General features: G+C 73.6%; 13 protein-coding genes and 1 pseudogene. 5 read left to right on the forward strand and 9 right to left on the reverse strand.

Going from position 1 to position 14,075, the window contains the following annotated elements:
• Window positions 1-127: 127 nt before the first annotated feature.
• Window positions 128-2,029 (reverse strand): S9 family peptidase, encoded by a 1,902-nt coding sequence (locus ACSNOA_RS17560; protein WP_436659630.1) that lies wholly within the window; start codon window positions 2,027-2,029, stop codon window positions 128-130.
• Between the two features lie 129 nt (window positions 2,030-2,158).
• Here ACSNOA_RS17560 and ACSNOA_RS17565 point away from each other — a divergent pair.
• Together ACSNOA_RS17565 and ACSNOA_RS17570 are read left to right on the forward strand one after the other, a co-directional pair.
• Window positions 2,159-2,587, forward strand: a pseudogene (locus ACSNOA_RS17565) (FAD-dependent monooxygenase); the annotation flags it as partial.
• Between the two features lie 392 nt (window positions 2,588-2,979).
• On the forward strand, window positions 2,980-3,465 hold the full coding sequence (locus ACSNOA_RS17570) for a DUF1062 domain-containing protein (RefSeq protein WP_436659631.1): 486 nt from the start codon (window positions 2,980-2,982) through the stop codon (window positions 3,463-3,465).
• A gap of 72 nt (window positions 3,466-3,537) precedes the next feature.
• On the opposite strand, the gene ACSNOA_RS17575 is transcribed toward ACSNOA_RS17570, so the two are convergent.
• From ACSNOA_RS17575 to ACSNOA_RS17610, 8 genes are all read right to left on the reverse strand, one after another.
• Entirely contained in the window at window positions 3,538-3,999 is a 462-nt protein-coding gene (locus ACSNOA_RS17575) for a tetratricopeptide repeat protein (protein ID WP_436659632.1), read from the reverse strand.
• Window positions 3,996-5,087 (reverse strand): P1 family peptidase, encoded by a 1,092-nt coding sequence (locus ACSNOA_RS17580; protein WP_436659634.1) that lies wholly within the window; start codon window positions 5,085-5,087, stop codon window positions 3,996-3,998. Before ACSNOA_RS17580 ends, ACSNOA_RS17575 begins: the two co-directional genes overlap by 4 nt.
• An 81-nt stretch (window positions 5,088-5,168) precedes the next feature.
• Window positions 5,169-6,413 (reverse strand): RNA polymerase sigma factor, encoded by a 1,245-nt coding sequence (locus ACSNOA_RS17585; RefSeq protein WP_436659635.1) that lies wholly within the window; start codon window positions 6,411-6,413, stop codon window positions 5,169-5,171.
• A 3-nt stretch (window positions 6,414-6,416) separates the two neighbouring features.
• Entirely contained in the window at window positions 6,417-6,755 is a 339-nt protein-coding gene (locus ACSNOA_RS17590) for a YciI family protein (protein ID WP_436659637.1), read from the reverse strand.
• Window positions 6,756-6,947: 192 nt separating this feature from the next.
• Window positions 6,948-7,781, reverse strand: coding sequence for a nitroreductase/quinone reductase family protein (locus tag ACSNOA_RS17595; RefSeq protein WP_436659639.1), 834 nt, complete (start codon window positions 7,779-7,781; stop codon window positions 6,948-6,950).
• 302 nt (window positions 7,782-8,083) lie between these two features.
• On the reverse strand, window positions 8,084-9,721 hold the full coding sequence (gene abc-f / locus ACSNOA_RS17600; protein ID WP_436659641.1) for a ribosomal protection-like ABC-F family protein: 1,638 nt from the start codon (window positions 9,719-9,721) through the stop codon (window positions 8,084-8,086).
• A gap of 244 nt (window positions 9,722-9,965) precedes the next feature.
• Window positions 9,966-10,526: a GNAT family N-acetyltransferase gene (locus ACSNOA_RS17605; protein ID WP_436659643.1), complete on the reverse strand. Its 561-nt coding sequence runs from the start codon at window positions 10,524-10,526 to the stop codon at window positions 9,966-9,968.
• A gap of 32 nt (window positions 10,527-10,558) precedes the next feature.
• A complete protein-coding gene (locus ACSNOA_RS17610; RefSeq protein ID WP_436662341.1) occupies window positions 10,559-11,029 on the reverse strand; it encodes a DUF1992 domain-containing protein in 471 nt (156 codons plus the stop codon).
• Window positions 11,030-11,226: 197 nt separating this feature from the next.
• On the opposite strand from ACSNOA_RS17610, the gene ACSNOA_RS17615 reads away from it, so the two are divergent.
• The 3 genes from ACSNOA_RS17615 to ACSNOA_RS17625 all read left to right on the forward strand — a co-directional run bounded on the left by ACSNOA_RS17615 (window position 11,227) and on the right by ACSNOA_RS17625 (window position 13,769).
• Window positions 11,227-11,877, forward strand: a complete 651-nt coding sequence (locus ACSNOA_RS17615; RefSeq protein WP_436659645.1) for a LysE family translocator — start codon at window positions 11,227-11,229, stop codon at window positions 11,875-11,877.
• Window positions 11,878-11,924: 47 nt separating this feature from the next.
• Window positions 11,925-13,097 carry a hypothetical protein gene (locus ACSNOA_RS17620; protein ID WP_436659647.1) on the forward strand — a complete coding sequence of 391 codons (1,173 nt, stop codon included), beginning with the start codon at window positions 11,925-11,927 and terminating at the stop codon, window positions 13,095-13,097.
• An 81-nt stretch (window positions 13,098-13,178) separates the two neighbouring features.
• The gene (locus tag ACSNOA_RS17625) at window positions 13,179-13,769 is read left to right on the forward strand and encodes a pyridoxamine 5'-phosphate oxidase family protein (RefSeq protein ID WP_436659649.1); all 591 of its coding nucleotides are present in this window, start codon (window positions 13,179-13,181) and stop codon (window positions 13,767-13,769) included.
• Window positions 13,770-14,075: the final 306 nt, after the last annotated feature.

Consider the following 14,075-nt stretch of genomic DNA (forward strand, 5'->3'; position numbering starts at 1 on the left):
CGACATGTCGAGCGGGGCCGAGCAGATGCCGCGCAGAGTCAGGTCGGCGCGCGCCTCCGCATGGGATTCGTCTGGGGTCAGCTCAGATACGGGCGGGGAAGCAACGACAGCTCGGCCACGCCCCCGGTCAGGGCCGGAGCCAACGATCGAACCAGGCGCGGGTCCGGCGCAGGACGTCGAGTTGGTGGTTGCGTTCCCGAATCGAGTGGCCCTCTCGCGGGTAGATCACAAACTCGTGCTCGACGTCGAAGTGGCGCAGCGCCCGGTGGAGGTACACGGCCTGTCCGAGGGGGACGTTGGTGTCCTCGGCGCCGTGCAGGATGAGCACCGGCGTGCGGATGCGGCTGGCGAACGAGATCGGGCTGACCGCGTCATGTGGGTGTGGACCGATGCCCGACCAGCCGGTGCTGCCACCGAGCGCGGCCTCGAACTGGCCGCTCTCCCCCGTCGCGGCGAGCATGCCCCAGTCGCTGACGCCGGCGCCGACCAGCGCGGCGCGGAAGCGGTCGGTCTGGCCGACGGCCCAGGCGGACATGAAGCCGCCGTGGCTCCAGCCAGCGATGCCCAGCCGGTCGGCATCGGCGATGCCCTCGGCGATGAGCAGGTCGATGCCGGTCAGGATGTCGGTCCACTCCTGCTGTCCGACCCGGCCGGCGACGGCCGCGGCGAACTGGTGGCCATGCCCCTGGCCGCCGCGCGGGTTCGGCAGCAACACCGCGTAGCCAGCGGCGGCCAGCCACTGCGCGCTCGGGTACCAGAACAACTGGCACCGATCGGCGTGGCGATCGTACGGTCCTCCGTGCACGATCGTGACCAGCGGGAACGGGCCGTCCGCCGCGGTTCTTCCGACCGGCAGTACGAGCAGACCGTCCAGGTGGAGGCCGTCGGCGGCGCGGTAGGCCAGCGGTTGTTGCGTGCCGAGTGCGATGCCGCCCAGTTCCGGGCGGGTGTCGGTGATTCTTCGCAGCGGCCCGGTCGGCGGTCCGATGTGGACGTTAGGGGCTTGATAGCGGGTGCCGGTGACTACCGCGATCTCTTCGCCGGTAGGGGTGGTGGTGAGGCTGTCGAGGCGTCCGGCGTGATGCGACAGGGTCGTGAGGTCGGTGGGGTCGAGCCGGCCCAGGGTCGTGTTCAGGCCGTCGGCGAACACGACCAGCGGGGCCGCATCGGTCTGGCAGAGGCTGGTGGGGCACATCGAGAGACCAGCGGTGCGGTTGATCAGGACGCGGCTGTCCACGGCCAGGTCGAACACTGCGGTGCCGGCCTGCAGACCCGGTGGGCTGAGCGCGAGGTAACCGAGGTGCCACCCGTCCTCGCCCGGCCACCAGGCCAGAGATCGTGCGTCGGTCCCGACCGGTCCGAGGTTCTCCGCAGTCCCGGTCGCGGGGTCGAACAGGTGCAGTTGGCCGGTGCGCGGGCCGTAGTCGTTGTCGGCGCTGGCCCAGGTCAGCACGGCAAGTGGGCCGCCGTGGGGACGTTGCCGCAGTTCCACGACGTGCCGGTCACCGAACACGTCCGGGGTGGTGACCCGGCCGGTGCGCAGGTTGAGCAGGCGCAACCGGGCACGCGGTTCGCGCTCGCCGACGACGATGGCGTCGTCGCGGTCCCGGGCGCGGCGCGCGTCCTGCTCGGTGGGTTCGTCCTCGGCGAGCAGCGCGACCAGGTTGGGGTCGGTGAGCGGCAGGTGGTCGATGACGCCGGCGCGCCAGCTGGTCAACGTGGTCATCGTGCCGGCGGCGAGGGCGAGCCCGTGCAGCTGCGGGGTGCCGCGGTCGGCGCGGTCGGAGAGGAAGAACAGCGTTTCCGAGTCGGCCGACCAGCGTGGCCGGGACTCGGCTGCGGTGTCGGCGGTCGCCCGGCGCGACGCGACGGCGCCATCGGTGTCGACGAGCCAGAGTTCGGTGTCGAGGTGGTCACCGCTCCGGCTGGCGGGAGCGAGGACGTAGCACAGCAGGTGCCCGTTCGGGGCGAGCGCCGGGGTCTGCGGGTCACGGCTATCGGCCACGAGCTCGGCGGTCAGACCTGTCACGTGATCAGTCTGCCAGCAGCGGCAGCGGCAGCGGCAGCGGCAGCCACACACGAACACCCCTCCCCCGGAGCCGCCCCCGCCCATTTCGAGCGGTGAGCACGCGGCCGGGGAAGAGGGCTGGACCGGTATCTGGCCGCACAGATCCGCAGCTGGGCGCCGGAGACACTGCTGGACACCTACCAGGCCGAACGTCATCCGGTCGCCGCGGGCGTGCTGGACAACACCCGCGCCCAGATGGAACTGCCGTACGCCGGCGATCGACATCCGCTACGACTTCGGCGCAGGCCCCGACCTGCTCGGCCGCCGCCTGCGCGCATCGACGTGAAACAGGGCCACCTCTACGGCCTGCTGCGTCGCGGCCGCGGCCTGGTGCTCGACCGCACCGAACACCTGACCGTCGACGGCTGGTCGGACCGGGTCGACTACCTCGGCGACCCCACCGCGGCACTCGATGTTCCGTGCGTCCTGCTACGCCCCGACGGCCACGTGGCCTGGATCGGCGACGACCAGCAGGACCTGGACGACCACCTCTACCGCTGGTTCGGCAGGCCCAACTGATGTCGCCCGAGCGCACGGATGCCCCCGGCACTCCCCTGGGAAGCGTCGCGGACCGGGTCCCGCCGGGAGCGCGGACATCGTCTCGGTCGAAAAGCGATTGAGCCTCCGATCCGCGTTCCCCTAGGTTGGCTGCGACCCGTCGCAGTGAGGACAGAGGACAAGATCGCGTGACCCCGCCTGCTCTCTAGACCTGACACCTTCTCCATCCACCTGTAGCCGACGCTCCCGTCGGTGCTACCGGGCTGCCCTCGCGCGCCCGGTCATACAGCGTTCTCGGCCGTGCGCAATCGGCCTCGTGTCAGGTCCAGAGAGAGATCATGTCTTCACAACCTCATACCGTGGTGCCCTGGGTCGTTCGTCGGACCAGGCTGCCTCTGCTGACCCTGCGATGCGTGGACTGCCGCTCGGAGTCGGCCACCACCGGCCCGGGCAGGTTCCGCGTCAACGCCAACGGCAAACTGCTGGACGTGTGGCTGCTCGTCCGCTGCGTATCCTGCGATCGGACGAGCAAGCTCACCGTGCACGAGCGGACGCCGGTCAGATCCTTCGATCCGGCCGAGCTCCGCGGCTACCGCGTCAACGATCCGGAACTGGTGGCGTCCAGACTGTTGGATCCGCTGCTCGCCCGGCGCAACCGCGTCACCCTCGACTGGACGGGGGCGTGGCGGCTGGACGCCCCGTCGGCACGGCTCGACGAGCCGTGGCCGGTCCAGGTGGAGGTCACCTTCGAGGATCCGGTGCCGGTACGCCCCGATCGGCTCATCGCACAGGGGCTCGACCTCAGCAGGAACGAGGTCCTGCGCCGGGTCAAGTGTGAGATCCCGTTACGCCGTCCGACGAGCGCCGGATTCACCTTCATCGTGATGACCGGCGACTAGCGAAGGTGCGGCCGGGCGGGCCACCGAGCCCGTCCGGCCACACCCTCGCTACATCGCGTGGGCAGCACGCGCCTACCCGGAGGCCAGTTGTTGCGTCAGCCGATCCAGGCCACCCTTGATCAGCCGGCCGTACTCGTCGTCGCCGAGCGCGCCGATGCCCGCCTGCGCACGCTGGAGATGCTCGCGGGCCCGGTCGAGATCGCCGAGCTTGCGGTGGCACTCGGCGAGGTTCAGGTGCAACGACGGGTACAGCCCGGCCACCGGCACCGTCACTCCGGCCTCGGCGACCCGGGCATCGCTGAGCGCGTCGGCCGCGGCCAGCGCGCGCTGGTCCCAGAGCAACTCCTGGTGGACGTCGTCCTGCACGTCGGCCATCGCGTGCGCGAGGACGCAGACGTGCAGGGGATCGCCTCGCTCCCCGCCGATCTCGTCCCAGATCCGTGCGAACACGTCCCGAGCCGCGTCGCGTTGGCCTTGCTGATGATGCAACTGCACCCCCTGGTTGATGCGGGTGAGCGTGGCGTCGGTGATCATCGGCTGCTCCTGCGCGGCTCATTCGGGGAATGGCCTGGATCGTACGCGGGATGGGGCAGTCGGTTGGCCGCCTTCAGGCGGTCGAGGACGGCCTCGTGGGGCACGGCGTGGCTGGTGTGCCCCATTCCCCGGGTGGTCGTGGCGGTGAAGAGCGAGTCGAGCAGGGCCTCCTCGACCGCGTCCAGGACGGCCGCGAAGACGGGCGTGAGTTCCGCGTCCGGGATCCGGGGCTCGTCCGGCTCGGCCGTGCTGAACGCGATGGCGTAGTCGCCGCTGCCGTTGCTGTACGCGGCGCCGACCCGGGCCATGGCGAAGACGGCCCGACGGGCGATCCGGCCGAGCTGGCGGGAATCCAGGGACGCGTCGGTCGCCACCACGATCATGCACGAGTTGCCGGCCGGTTCCGCCCGGTCGGCGTCCGGGACCAGTTCCTCGACCGGCATCGGGACGCCGAGGACGGTCAGCAGTCCGCCGAAGTTCGACTGTGTGAGCGCCCCGACCGTCACCGCGCCGCCGGGCCGCGGCACCGTCCGGGAGGACGTGCCGATCCCCGCCTTGTACCCCAGGGCCGTGGTGCCGGTGCCCGCGCCGACGCACCCCTGCGCCGGCACACCACCCGTCGCTGCGGCGATCGCGTCCCGTACGTGTTCCTCGGTGATCGGGCGTCGGCGGATGTCCGACAGGTGCCCGTCGTTGGTCTCGCCCACGAGGGGGTTGAACGACAGGCCTTCGGGCCGGTGGCGCATGAGGTGGGTCAGGACCGCGTCCGCGGCGCGGAACACCGACAGGGTCGCGGTCAGGACCACCGGTGACTCGAGTACGCCGAGTTCGTCCACCTGCGTCGAGCCGACGAGCTTGCCGTAGCCGTTTCCGGTGAACACGGCGGCCGGCAGCGTCCACCGGCCCGGCCCGAGCTGGCCCGGTACGACCGCCGCGACACCGGTGTGCAGGTCGTGACCGTCGTCGAGCGTGGTGTGCCCGACGAGCACCCCGGGAACGTCGGTGACGGCGTTGTGCGGCCCGGTGGGCAGCGTCCCGACGACGACGCCGAGGTCCCGGGCGCGGGGGCGCTGAGCTGGCTTGTCCATGGTGCCCCATCGTGGCGCATGCGCCCGGGCGGGCGCCGCACCCGGGGCCCGCTGCCCCCACGGGTCGCGTGCCCGGTGGCGTCACCCCTCGGTGAGGTCGCGCAGGCGGCGCGCCAGGTAGGCCCGCTCCGCCTCGTTGCCCACCAGGTCGAGCGCCAGCTGGTACGCGCGGGCGGCCTCGTCGACGCGGCCGAGTTTGCGCAGCAGCTCGGCGCGCGCGGCGGGCAGCGGGTGGTAGGCGCGGAGCTGTTCGTGGGCGGCGAGCCCTTCGAGCAGGGCGAGTCCGGCTTCGGGACCGTCGCGCATGGCGACGGCGATGGCCCGGTTGAGGGCGACCACCGGTGAGCCGGCGCGGGCGAGAAGGAGATCGTAGAGGGCGACGATCTGGGCCCAGTCGGTCCTGTCGATGTCGGGTGCTTCGGCATGCAGCGCGGCGATCGCGGCCTGGATCGCGTACGGCCCGGCGGGCCCGTCCAGTGCCTGGGCCAGAAGGTGGCGGCCTTCGGCGATGAGGTGTCTGTCCCACAGGCTCCGATCCTGGTCCTCCAGCGAGATGGGCATGCCGGCCGGATCGACACGCGCAGGCCGACGGGCGTCGGTCAGGATCAACAGCGCGAGCAGCCCGGTGACCTCACGCTGGCCGGGCATCAGGCGGTGCAGGATGCGGGCCAGCCGGATCGCCTCGTCGCTGAGGTGGATCCGCAGCAGTTGATCACCGGCGCTGGCCGCGTAGCCCTCGGTGTAGATCAGGTAGATGACGCGCAGCACGGCCGGTAGTCGGTCGGCCAGTTCGGCGCCGGTGGGCACGCGGAACGGGATCCGAGCGTCGCGGATCTTGCGTTTGGCGCGCACGATGCGCTGGGCCATGGTCGGCAACGGCACCAGGAACGCCTGCGCCACCTCGGGCGTCGACAATCCGGCGAGGAACCGCAGGGTGAGCGCGGTCTGCGCCTCGAACGGCAGGGCGGGGTGGCAGCAGGTGAAGAACAGCTGCAACCGCTCGTCGGGCAGCGCATGGCCCGCGGCGGCCTCGGGCGGGACCGCACGGTCGGTCTCCACCTGCAGCTCGGCCAGACGCAGCGCATACGTCCGGTCGCGGCGGATCCGGTCGACGGCCTTGCGGCGGGCTGTCGTGACAAGCCAGCCGAGCGGCTGGTCGGGCACGCCGTCGACCGGCCAGCGCCGCAGGGCGATCTCGATCGCTTCGGAGGCGACCTCCTCGGCGAGGTCGAGGTCACCGAGACGCGCCGCCAGAACGGCCAGCAGCCGGCTCCAGTCTTCGCGGAACACCGCCTCGACGGAGCCGGCCGCCGTCGGGTCCGGCACCGGTCAGCCCAGTACCGGGCGGACCTCGACCCGCCCGTACTTCGCCCCCGGGCACCTCGCGGCCCACGCCAGGGCCGCATCGAGATCGGGGACGTCGACGATGGCCCAGCCGCCCAGGTACTCCCGGCTCTCCGGGAACGGCCCGTTGGTGATGAGCTGCTCGCCCGCACCGTTGACCTGGACGCTGGTGGCAAGCTTGTAGTCGTCGAGGTACCCCGCCCCGGCCAGGGCGCCGGCGCCGGTCAGCGCCTGCAGCCAGGCGACGAACTCCTCGGCGGCCGGCCCCTCACCCTCGGCGAACTCGGCGTCGGTGAAACCGATGACCTGCAGCATGTACTTCATCGTGTGACTCCCATCGTCGTGGCTGCCGGCGTGTGCCAGGAAGACGAACGGCGGACGCCCGAATCGACAGGCACGGGCGACAGATTTTCCCGGCTCGGCGCGATACACCTCCTCGGTCACCGTGGACCGCCGCCCGCGCCGCCGCCCGCGCCGCCGACAGCGGCGGCGACAGCGGCGGCGCGGGCGTACACCTCACCCCAGTGCGTCGAGCACCGGGACGAGCTGCTCCTCCTCGTACGCGAGGTGGCGTTCGAGCTCGTCGGTGAGCTGGTCGACCTGCCGGCGTACCTCCGCCGGGTCGGTGTCCTGGTCGCCGACGACCGCCCGCAGCCGGTCGACGAGGGCCGCCACCCGCACGTGTTCGTCCCGCAACCGGTCCAGTGTGGGCGCGAGGTCGGGACGCTGCGCCGCGAGGCCCACGAACATGCCGTCGTCCTCGTGCGTGTGGTGGTGGTGCAGCCCCTGGCACACGGCCAGGCAGTTCACCCGTAGTTGCGCGCCCACCCGTGGGCCGGCCGTCGCCGCCTCCCGGCGGATCAGCGCCAGCTCGCGGCGGAACGCGTCGTGGATCCGGACGAGGGCCGCGCCCCAGGACGCCGCCTGCGGCGGACCGCCACCGATGCGCTCCAGCGCGACGACCGGGATCGTCCGGGTCGTCTTCGCCTGGTACGCGGACCAGCCCGGGTCGGCCTCGGCCGCGCGCGTGAACGCCGCGTCGCGTTCGGCACCGGCGAGGACCACGGCCCGGGCCGGGTAGGTGAAGATGCCGTCCTCCACGGTGACGTGCGGGTCGGCCTGGATGTTGCGGAACCAGTCGGGGTGCCGGGGTGCGCCGCCGGCCGAGGCGATGACCAGGATGCGGCCGCTCTCGTCGGGCAGGTAGCCCAGCGGGGTGGTGTGCGGCGCGCCGGAACGCGCCCCGGTGGTGGTGAGCAGGATGAGCCGCCCGCCCTCGAAGGGTCCGCCGACGCGGCCCTCGTTGGCGCGGAACTCGTCGATGATCTGTCGGTTGAAGTCGTTGGGCATGCTCCGCTTTCTTCGCTTCGCAGGTACGCGGGGACGCCGCGGGACGCCGGCGGCGGCGTCCGCGGCGGGACGGTTCGGAGGAGGAACGGCCGACGGGGCCGCTCGGATCACGGGAAGGCGCTCGCACACGATGGGCGGCGGGCCGCGGGCCCGCGCCGCGCTCACTCAGCGGCCGGGTGCCTCACTCGCTCGTGGCCCATGGCCGACCCGGCAGTCACGCGCACGACCCTAGCCCCGCTTCCACGGTCCGGGCAACGCCGTTTCGGGCCGCCCACGGCCGGGCTGCGCGCGCCGGCGGCGCTTCAGGCCTCCGGCGGGCCGGTCTCCCGCAGGCGGCCGTCGTCGAGCCGCAGCCACCGGTCCACACCGATGTCACGCAGGAACCGTTCGTCGTGGCTGACCACCACGAACGCGCCCCGGTACGCGCCGAGGGCGCTCTCCAGCTGGGCGACGCTCACCAGGTCCAGGTTGTTCGTCGGCTCGTCGAGCAGCAGCAGTTGCGGCGCCGGCTCGGCGTTGAGCACGCACGCCAGGGTGGCCCGCAGCCGCTCGCCGCCGGAGAGGACCCCCACCGGCAGGTGCGCGCGGGCGCCGCGGAACAGGAACCGGGCGAGCAGGTTCATCCGCTGTGCCTCGGGCATCGCCGGGGCGAACGCGGCGAGGTTCTCGGCCACGGTCCGGTCGAGGTCGAGCAGGTCCAGCCGCTGCGACAGGTACGCGACCCGCCCGTCGGCCCGCCGGATCCGCCCGCCCTCGTCGGGAGTCAGGTCGCCGTTCACGAGCCGCAGCAGCGTGGATTTGCCGGCGCCGTTCGGGCCGGAGAGCGCGATGCGCTCCGGCCCCCGGATGGTCAGGTCGACGCCGTCGCCCGCGAAGACCGCCCGCCCGCCGTGGCTGATCCGCAGGCCCGCGCCCTCGAAGACGGTCCGGCCGGCCGGGACGGTGGTGTCGGGCAGCTCGACCACGATCGCCTGGTCCTCGCGCAGGGCGCGACTGGCGTCGTCGAGGCGGGCACGGGCGTCGCTGACCCGCGCCGCGTGCGTCTCGTTCGACCGGCCGGCGGATTCCTGGGCGCTGCGCTTCAGTCCCCCCGCGACGATCTTCGGCAGGCCGGCGTTCTTCAGGTTGCGGGCGGCGTTGCTCGCCCGTCGGGCCGCCCGCTCGCGGGCCTGCTGCATCTCCCGCTTCTCCCGCTTCACCTCCTGCTCGGCGTTGCGGACGTTGCGTTCAGCGGCCTCCTGGGCGGCGCGCACGGCCTCCGAGTACGCCGTGAAGTTCCCCCCGTACAGGTGCAGCTCGCCGCGGTCGAGTTCGGCGATGCGGTCCATCCGGTCCAGCAGCGCCCGGTCGTGGCTGACCAGCAGCAGCGCGCCGCGCCACTCGTCGAGCACCGCGTGGAGCCGGTGGCGGGCGTCGGCGTCGAGGTTGTTCGTCGGCTCGTCGAGCAGCAGCACGTCGGGCCGTTTCAGCAGTTGCGCGGCCAGACCGAGGGAGACCACCTGCCCGCCGCTGAGGGTGTGCAGGCGCCGGGTCAGCGGGACGTCACCGAGCCCGAGCCGGTCCAGCTCGGCGCGGGTGCGCTCCTCGATGTCCCAGTCGTTGCCGATGGTGGCGAAGTGCTCCTCGTCGGTGTCGCCGGACTCGATGGCGTGCAGCGCCGCGATCTGCGGGGCGACGCCGAGCACCTCCGCCACGGTCAGGTCGGCGGCGAGCGGCAGGGTCTGCGGCAGGTAGCCGAGCACGCCCTCGACCGACACGGTGCCGCCGGTCGGCGCGTACTCGCCGGCGATCAGCTTGAGAAGGGTGCTCTTCCCGGCCCCGTTCGGGGCGACGAGACCGGTGCGGCCCTCACCGACGGTGAAGGACAGGTCCTCGAAGACGGGGGTGTCGTCCGGCCAGGAGAAGGAGAGGTTGGAGACGACGATGGATGCGCGGGACATGCGACAGACCTCGGAGAATGATGGCGGGCGCGCCGCGGCGCCGCCCGGCGGAAGACAGGGTCGAGGAAACGACGGCACGGCCCCGGCGGCGGCGCGAACCCGCGCCGGCCAGCGGCCGAACATGTCCGGTGTCACCCGGAGATGTCGTCGTCACCTGCCATGTCCGACCTCCCTGGTCTGATCATCTCGCCACGCCAACCATAACAACCACCGAGCCGCCGCTGCGACGGCAATCCCGCGCCTCTCAGCGAACGGGCTCCGCGAGGCGTACGTGGCGGTGCCCGTCCCGCGGGAACGGCGGCCGGGCCGGCAGCACCTCCACGAAACGGAAACCGGACTTCTCGGCCACCCGGCAGGAGGCCGGGTTGTCGATCTGGTGCAGCAGCTCCAGCCGGGTGAGGCCGGACGGCCCGAACCGGGCGAACGCCCAGCGGCTCACGGCGTCCACCGCCCGGCCCGCGACGCCCCGCCCGCGCGCCGGCGCGGCCGTCCAGTAGCCCACCTCGGCGTCCGGCCGTCCCGGCGCGACCCGCTTGAGCACCACGTTCGCCACGAGCCGGTGCCCGCCGTCGGCGTCCGGCTCGTGCACGGCGAAGCTGAGCCGGCTGCCGTCGCGCCACTCCCGGCGCGCCCGGTCCAGCCAGTCGCGGGCGTCCGCCGGGGTGGTCACCGGGATCCTGGTCCACCGCCGCAGCACCGGATCCCGGTAGGCCGCCAGCAGCGCGTCCCGGTCGTCGTCCCGCCAGGGGCGCAGGAGCAGCTCCGGCGCGGATACGGTCGCCGGGGCGGAGAGGATGATCGACACGACGTCAGTCTGCCGCACCGGGGCGCGTCGGGTCAGGCCGCGGAACGGCGGCGCCACGGCAGCCACACCCGCCGGGGCGTGCCCGCGTCGGGCTCAGCCGCCGGGGCGGGTGGCGCTGCTGCCGCGGCTCGGCGCTCGTCGCGCCAGCGGCGGACGACCTCGTCAACGTTGACGGGCCGCACGACGACCCGCGGGCCGGTCGGCAGGCGCAGCCAGGCCAGGATCTCGTTGTTGAGCAGGGCACAGAAGGCGCGGACGGCGGCCTCGTTGGGCAGGTCACGCACCTCGTCCGGCACCCGCTCCACCCGGCGGCGCAGCTGCAGCGGCGTCGGGAGCAGCAGGTCGCTGGGCAGCTTCTCCCGCTCCATGAAGCTCTTGATCCACCACGACTCGTCGTACGGCAGGTTCCGGCCGGGGATCGGCTTGCCCGCGCCCGGCAGGTTGTCGAACTCGCCGCGTTCCTGTGCGGAGCGGATCTGCGCCTCCACGGCCGCTTCCCACATGCTCGTCACTCGACACCTCCCCGCCACACACGGTAACGCGCCGACCGTCGGCGCCTCGCCGGTACGCACAGCGCCCAGCCGGCCAGGGGCATTCCCACCGGCGCCGGGGCCCGCGGTCCACCGTGCGCCGGTTGGCTCTCGGCCGGCGGCGGGCGCGGCCGTACGGTCGAGGTGATCAACAACGGTGGGAGGCGATCGTGGTCGGTACGGGCGCGCTGGTGGGCATCGCCGTGGTGGCGGTCGGGCTGGTGCTCACGCCCGGCCCGAACATGGTGTACCTGGTCTCCCGGTCGGTGACGCAGGGGCGGCGGGCCGGGTTCGTCTCGCTGCTCGGGGTCGCCGCCGGCTTCGGGGTCTACCTGGTGGCCGCGGTCGCCGGGCTGGCCACCGTGTTCGTGCTGGTGCCGGCGCTCTACACGGCGGTGAAGCTGGCCGGCGCCGCGTACCTGCTCTGGCTGGCGTGGCGGACGCTGCGCCCGGGCGGGGCGTCACCGTTCACGCCGGCGCCGCTGCCACCGGAGCGGCCCTGGCGGCTGTTCACCATGGGCCTCGTGACGAACCTGCTCAACCCGAAGATCGCCATCCTGTACGTGTCGCTGCTGCCGCAGTTCCTCGACCCGCAGCGTGGTCACGTGGCCGCCCAGAGCCTCGTGCTCGGGCTGACGCAGATCAGCATCGCGCTGACGGTCAACGGGCTGATCGTCCTCACCGCCGGCACGTTGGCCTCGTTCTTCGCCCGCCGGCCGGCCTGGTTGCGGGTGCAGCGCTGGGTGATGGGCACCGTGCTGGGCGCCCTCGCGGTGCGCATCGCGGCCGACCGGTCCCGCGCAGCGGTGGCCGTGCCCTGAGTCGGCTCCGCGGGCGGCTCCGGCCGCCGCACTAGACTTCGGCCTCGATGGACGCCGACCCCACCCCCGCCGACACCCGTCCCTGCGCCCACTGTGGTCGGCCGGTGCCGCAACGCGTCGGCGCGGGCCGGCCCTTCCGGTACTGCCGCGACAACGACGGCGCCTGCCAGCGCGCGTCCCGCAACAGCCGGATGCGGCACCGCAACGCCCCCGGCCTGCCCGGTCAGGTGGCGCGCACCTGGGAGGCGGTGGACCGGCTCGACCAGATCGTCGAGACGCTGACCGAGGCGCTGCACGCCGAACTGTCCCCGGTGGGGGTGGAGCGGCAGCTCGCGCAGGCCCGCGCCGAGGCGGCCACCGCGGTGGCGGCGGCGCAGACCGAACGGGACGAGGCGCGCCGCGACGCCGAGGACGCGGCGGCGGCCGCCGCGGCGGCGCGCGAGCAGGCGCGGGCGGCGCTCGCCGAGCGGGACGCCGCCCGCCAGGCCGCCCACCACGCCGCGGAGCAGGCCGCTCTCGACGCCGGCCGGGCCGCCGAGGCCGAGGTGGCCCGGGACGAGGCGTCCCGCGCCGCCACGGCCGCGGACGCGCTGCGGGTGCAGGCCGAGCGGGATCGTGACGCGGCACGGCAGGAGCTGCGTACCGTGCGGGCGGAGCGCGACGCCGAACGGCGCCGGGCCACCGAGGTCACCGCCGAGCGGGACGCCGCGCGGGCCGACGCCGAACGGGCCGTGCGCGACGCGACCGAGGCGGTCGACCGTGCCGAGCGGTGGCGGGCCGAGGTCGAGGACGTGCGCCGGCAGATCGAGCAGGCCCGCACCGACACCGCCCGCGCCCGGGCCGGCGCCGCCGACGCCGTGCGCGCCCGGGAGCAGGCCGACCGGGCGCGGGAGCGCGCCGAGGCCGCCGGGCGTCAGGCGGAGGCCGCGCGCCAGGAGGCCGTCGTGGCGGCCGAGCACCTGCGGACCGAGCTGGCCGGCGCCGCCGCGAGGCGCGACGCCCTGGCCGCCGAGCTGGACACCGCCCGTCGGGCCGCGGCCACCGTCGAGGGCCGGCTCTCCGAGCTGACCGTACGCCTGCACGCCGCGGAGGCCGACCGGGACGCCGCCCAGCAGCGGGTCGCCCAGCTCGCCGGCCAGGTGAGCGACCTGGCCGCGGCCCTGGCGCGGCTCGGCACCACCCCCGCGGCGGGCGCCGGCGCCGACGTGGCGGTGGGGTGAGACGCGCCGCCGCCGATCCGGACGCTGGGACGGTGGCCGGGCGGGGCGACTCCGGAAGGCGGCGACGGGAAGGATGACCGGGTGGGAAAGACACACGAACGCATCGAGGGCCGGCTTCGGGCCTTCATCGAGGAGCAGCCGCTGTTCTTCACCGCCACCGCGCCGCTGGCCGGCGACGGCACCATCAACCTGTCCCCCAAGGGGCTGCGCGGGTCGTGGGCGGTGCTCGACGAGCAGACCGTCGCGTACCTGGACTTCGCGGGCAGCAACGCCGAGACCGTCGCCCACCTGCGCGAGAACGGCCGGATCACGCTCATGTGGTGCGCGTTCCAGGGCCCACCGAACATCGTCCGGGTGCACGGCCGCGGTGAGCCGGTCTTCCGTGACGATCCGCGCTGGCGGGAGCTGATCGGCCACTTCCCGGACATCGACCCGAGCCTGCACGGGCTGCGGGCGATCATCGTGGTGCGGGCGGATCTGATCCGCGACACCTGCGGCTACGCCGTGCCGTTCATGCGGTACGAGGCCGACCGTGACCTGCACGGCAAGCGGTTCGCCCGTGAGGACGACGCCTCCCTGAGCGCCTACTTCGACAAGAAGGACCACGTGGCCACGAGCATCGACGGCCTGCCCGGGCTGCCGCTGCCGTTGCCGCCCACCCCGGCGGCCTGACGCCTCCGGGATGTTCGACCGCTCGCCGGCCAGCGCGCTCCATCGCCTGGCGCGCTGTCGAGCTGCCCCAGGGATGGGGCGGCGGTTGTCACCACCGGCGTCCGGTGAACCCCGGCGGTGAACCGCGTGCCCCAGAAACGGGGCAGCTCGACAGGCACCGGCACCCGTACGGCCGCGTGCCCCGAAACGGCGCAGCTCCACAGCGTGAACGGACGGGGCCGGTGCGCCGGGCGGGCGCAACCTCGGCGACCTCGGGGCGGTTAACATCGCCGGGACAGTCGAGACACCTTCACCGTCGCGTCCGGC

Source organism: Micromonospora sp. URMC 103 (genome assembly GCF_051386435.1).
GTDB lineage: Bacteria > Actinomycetota > Actinomycetes > Mycobacteriales > Micromonosporaceae > Micromonospora.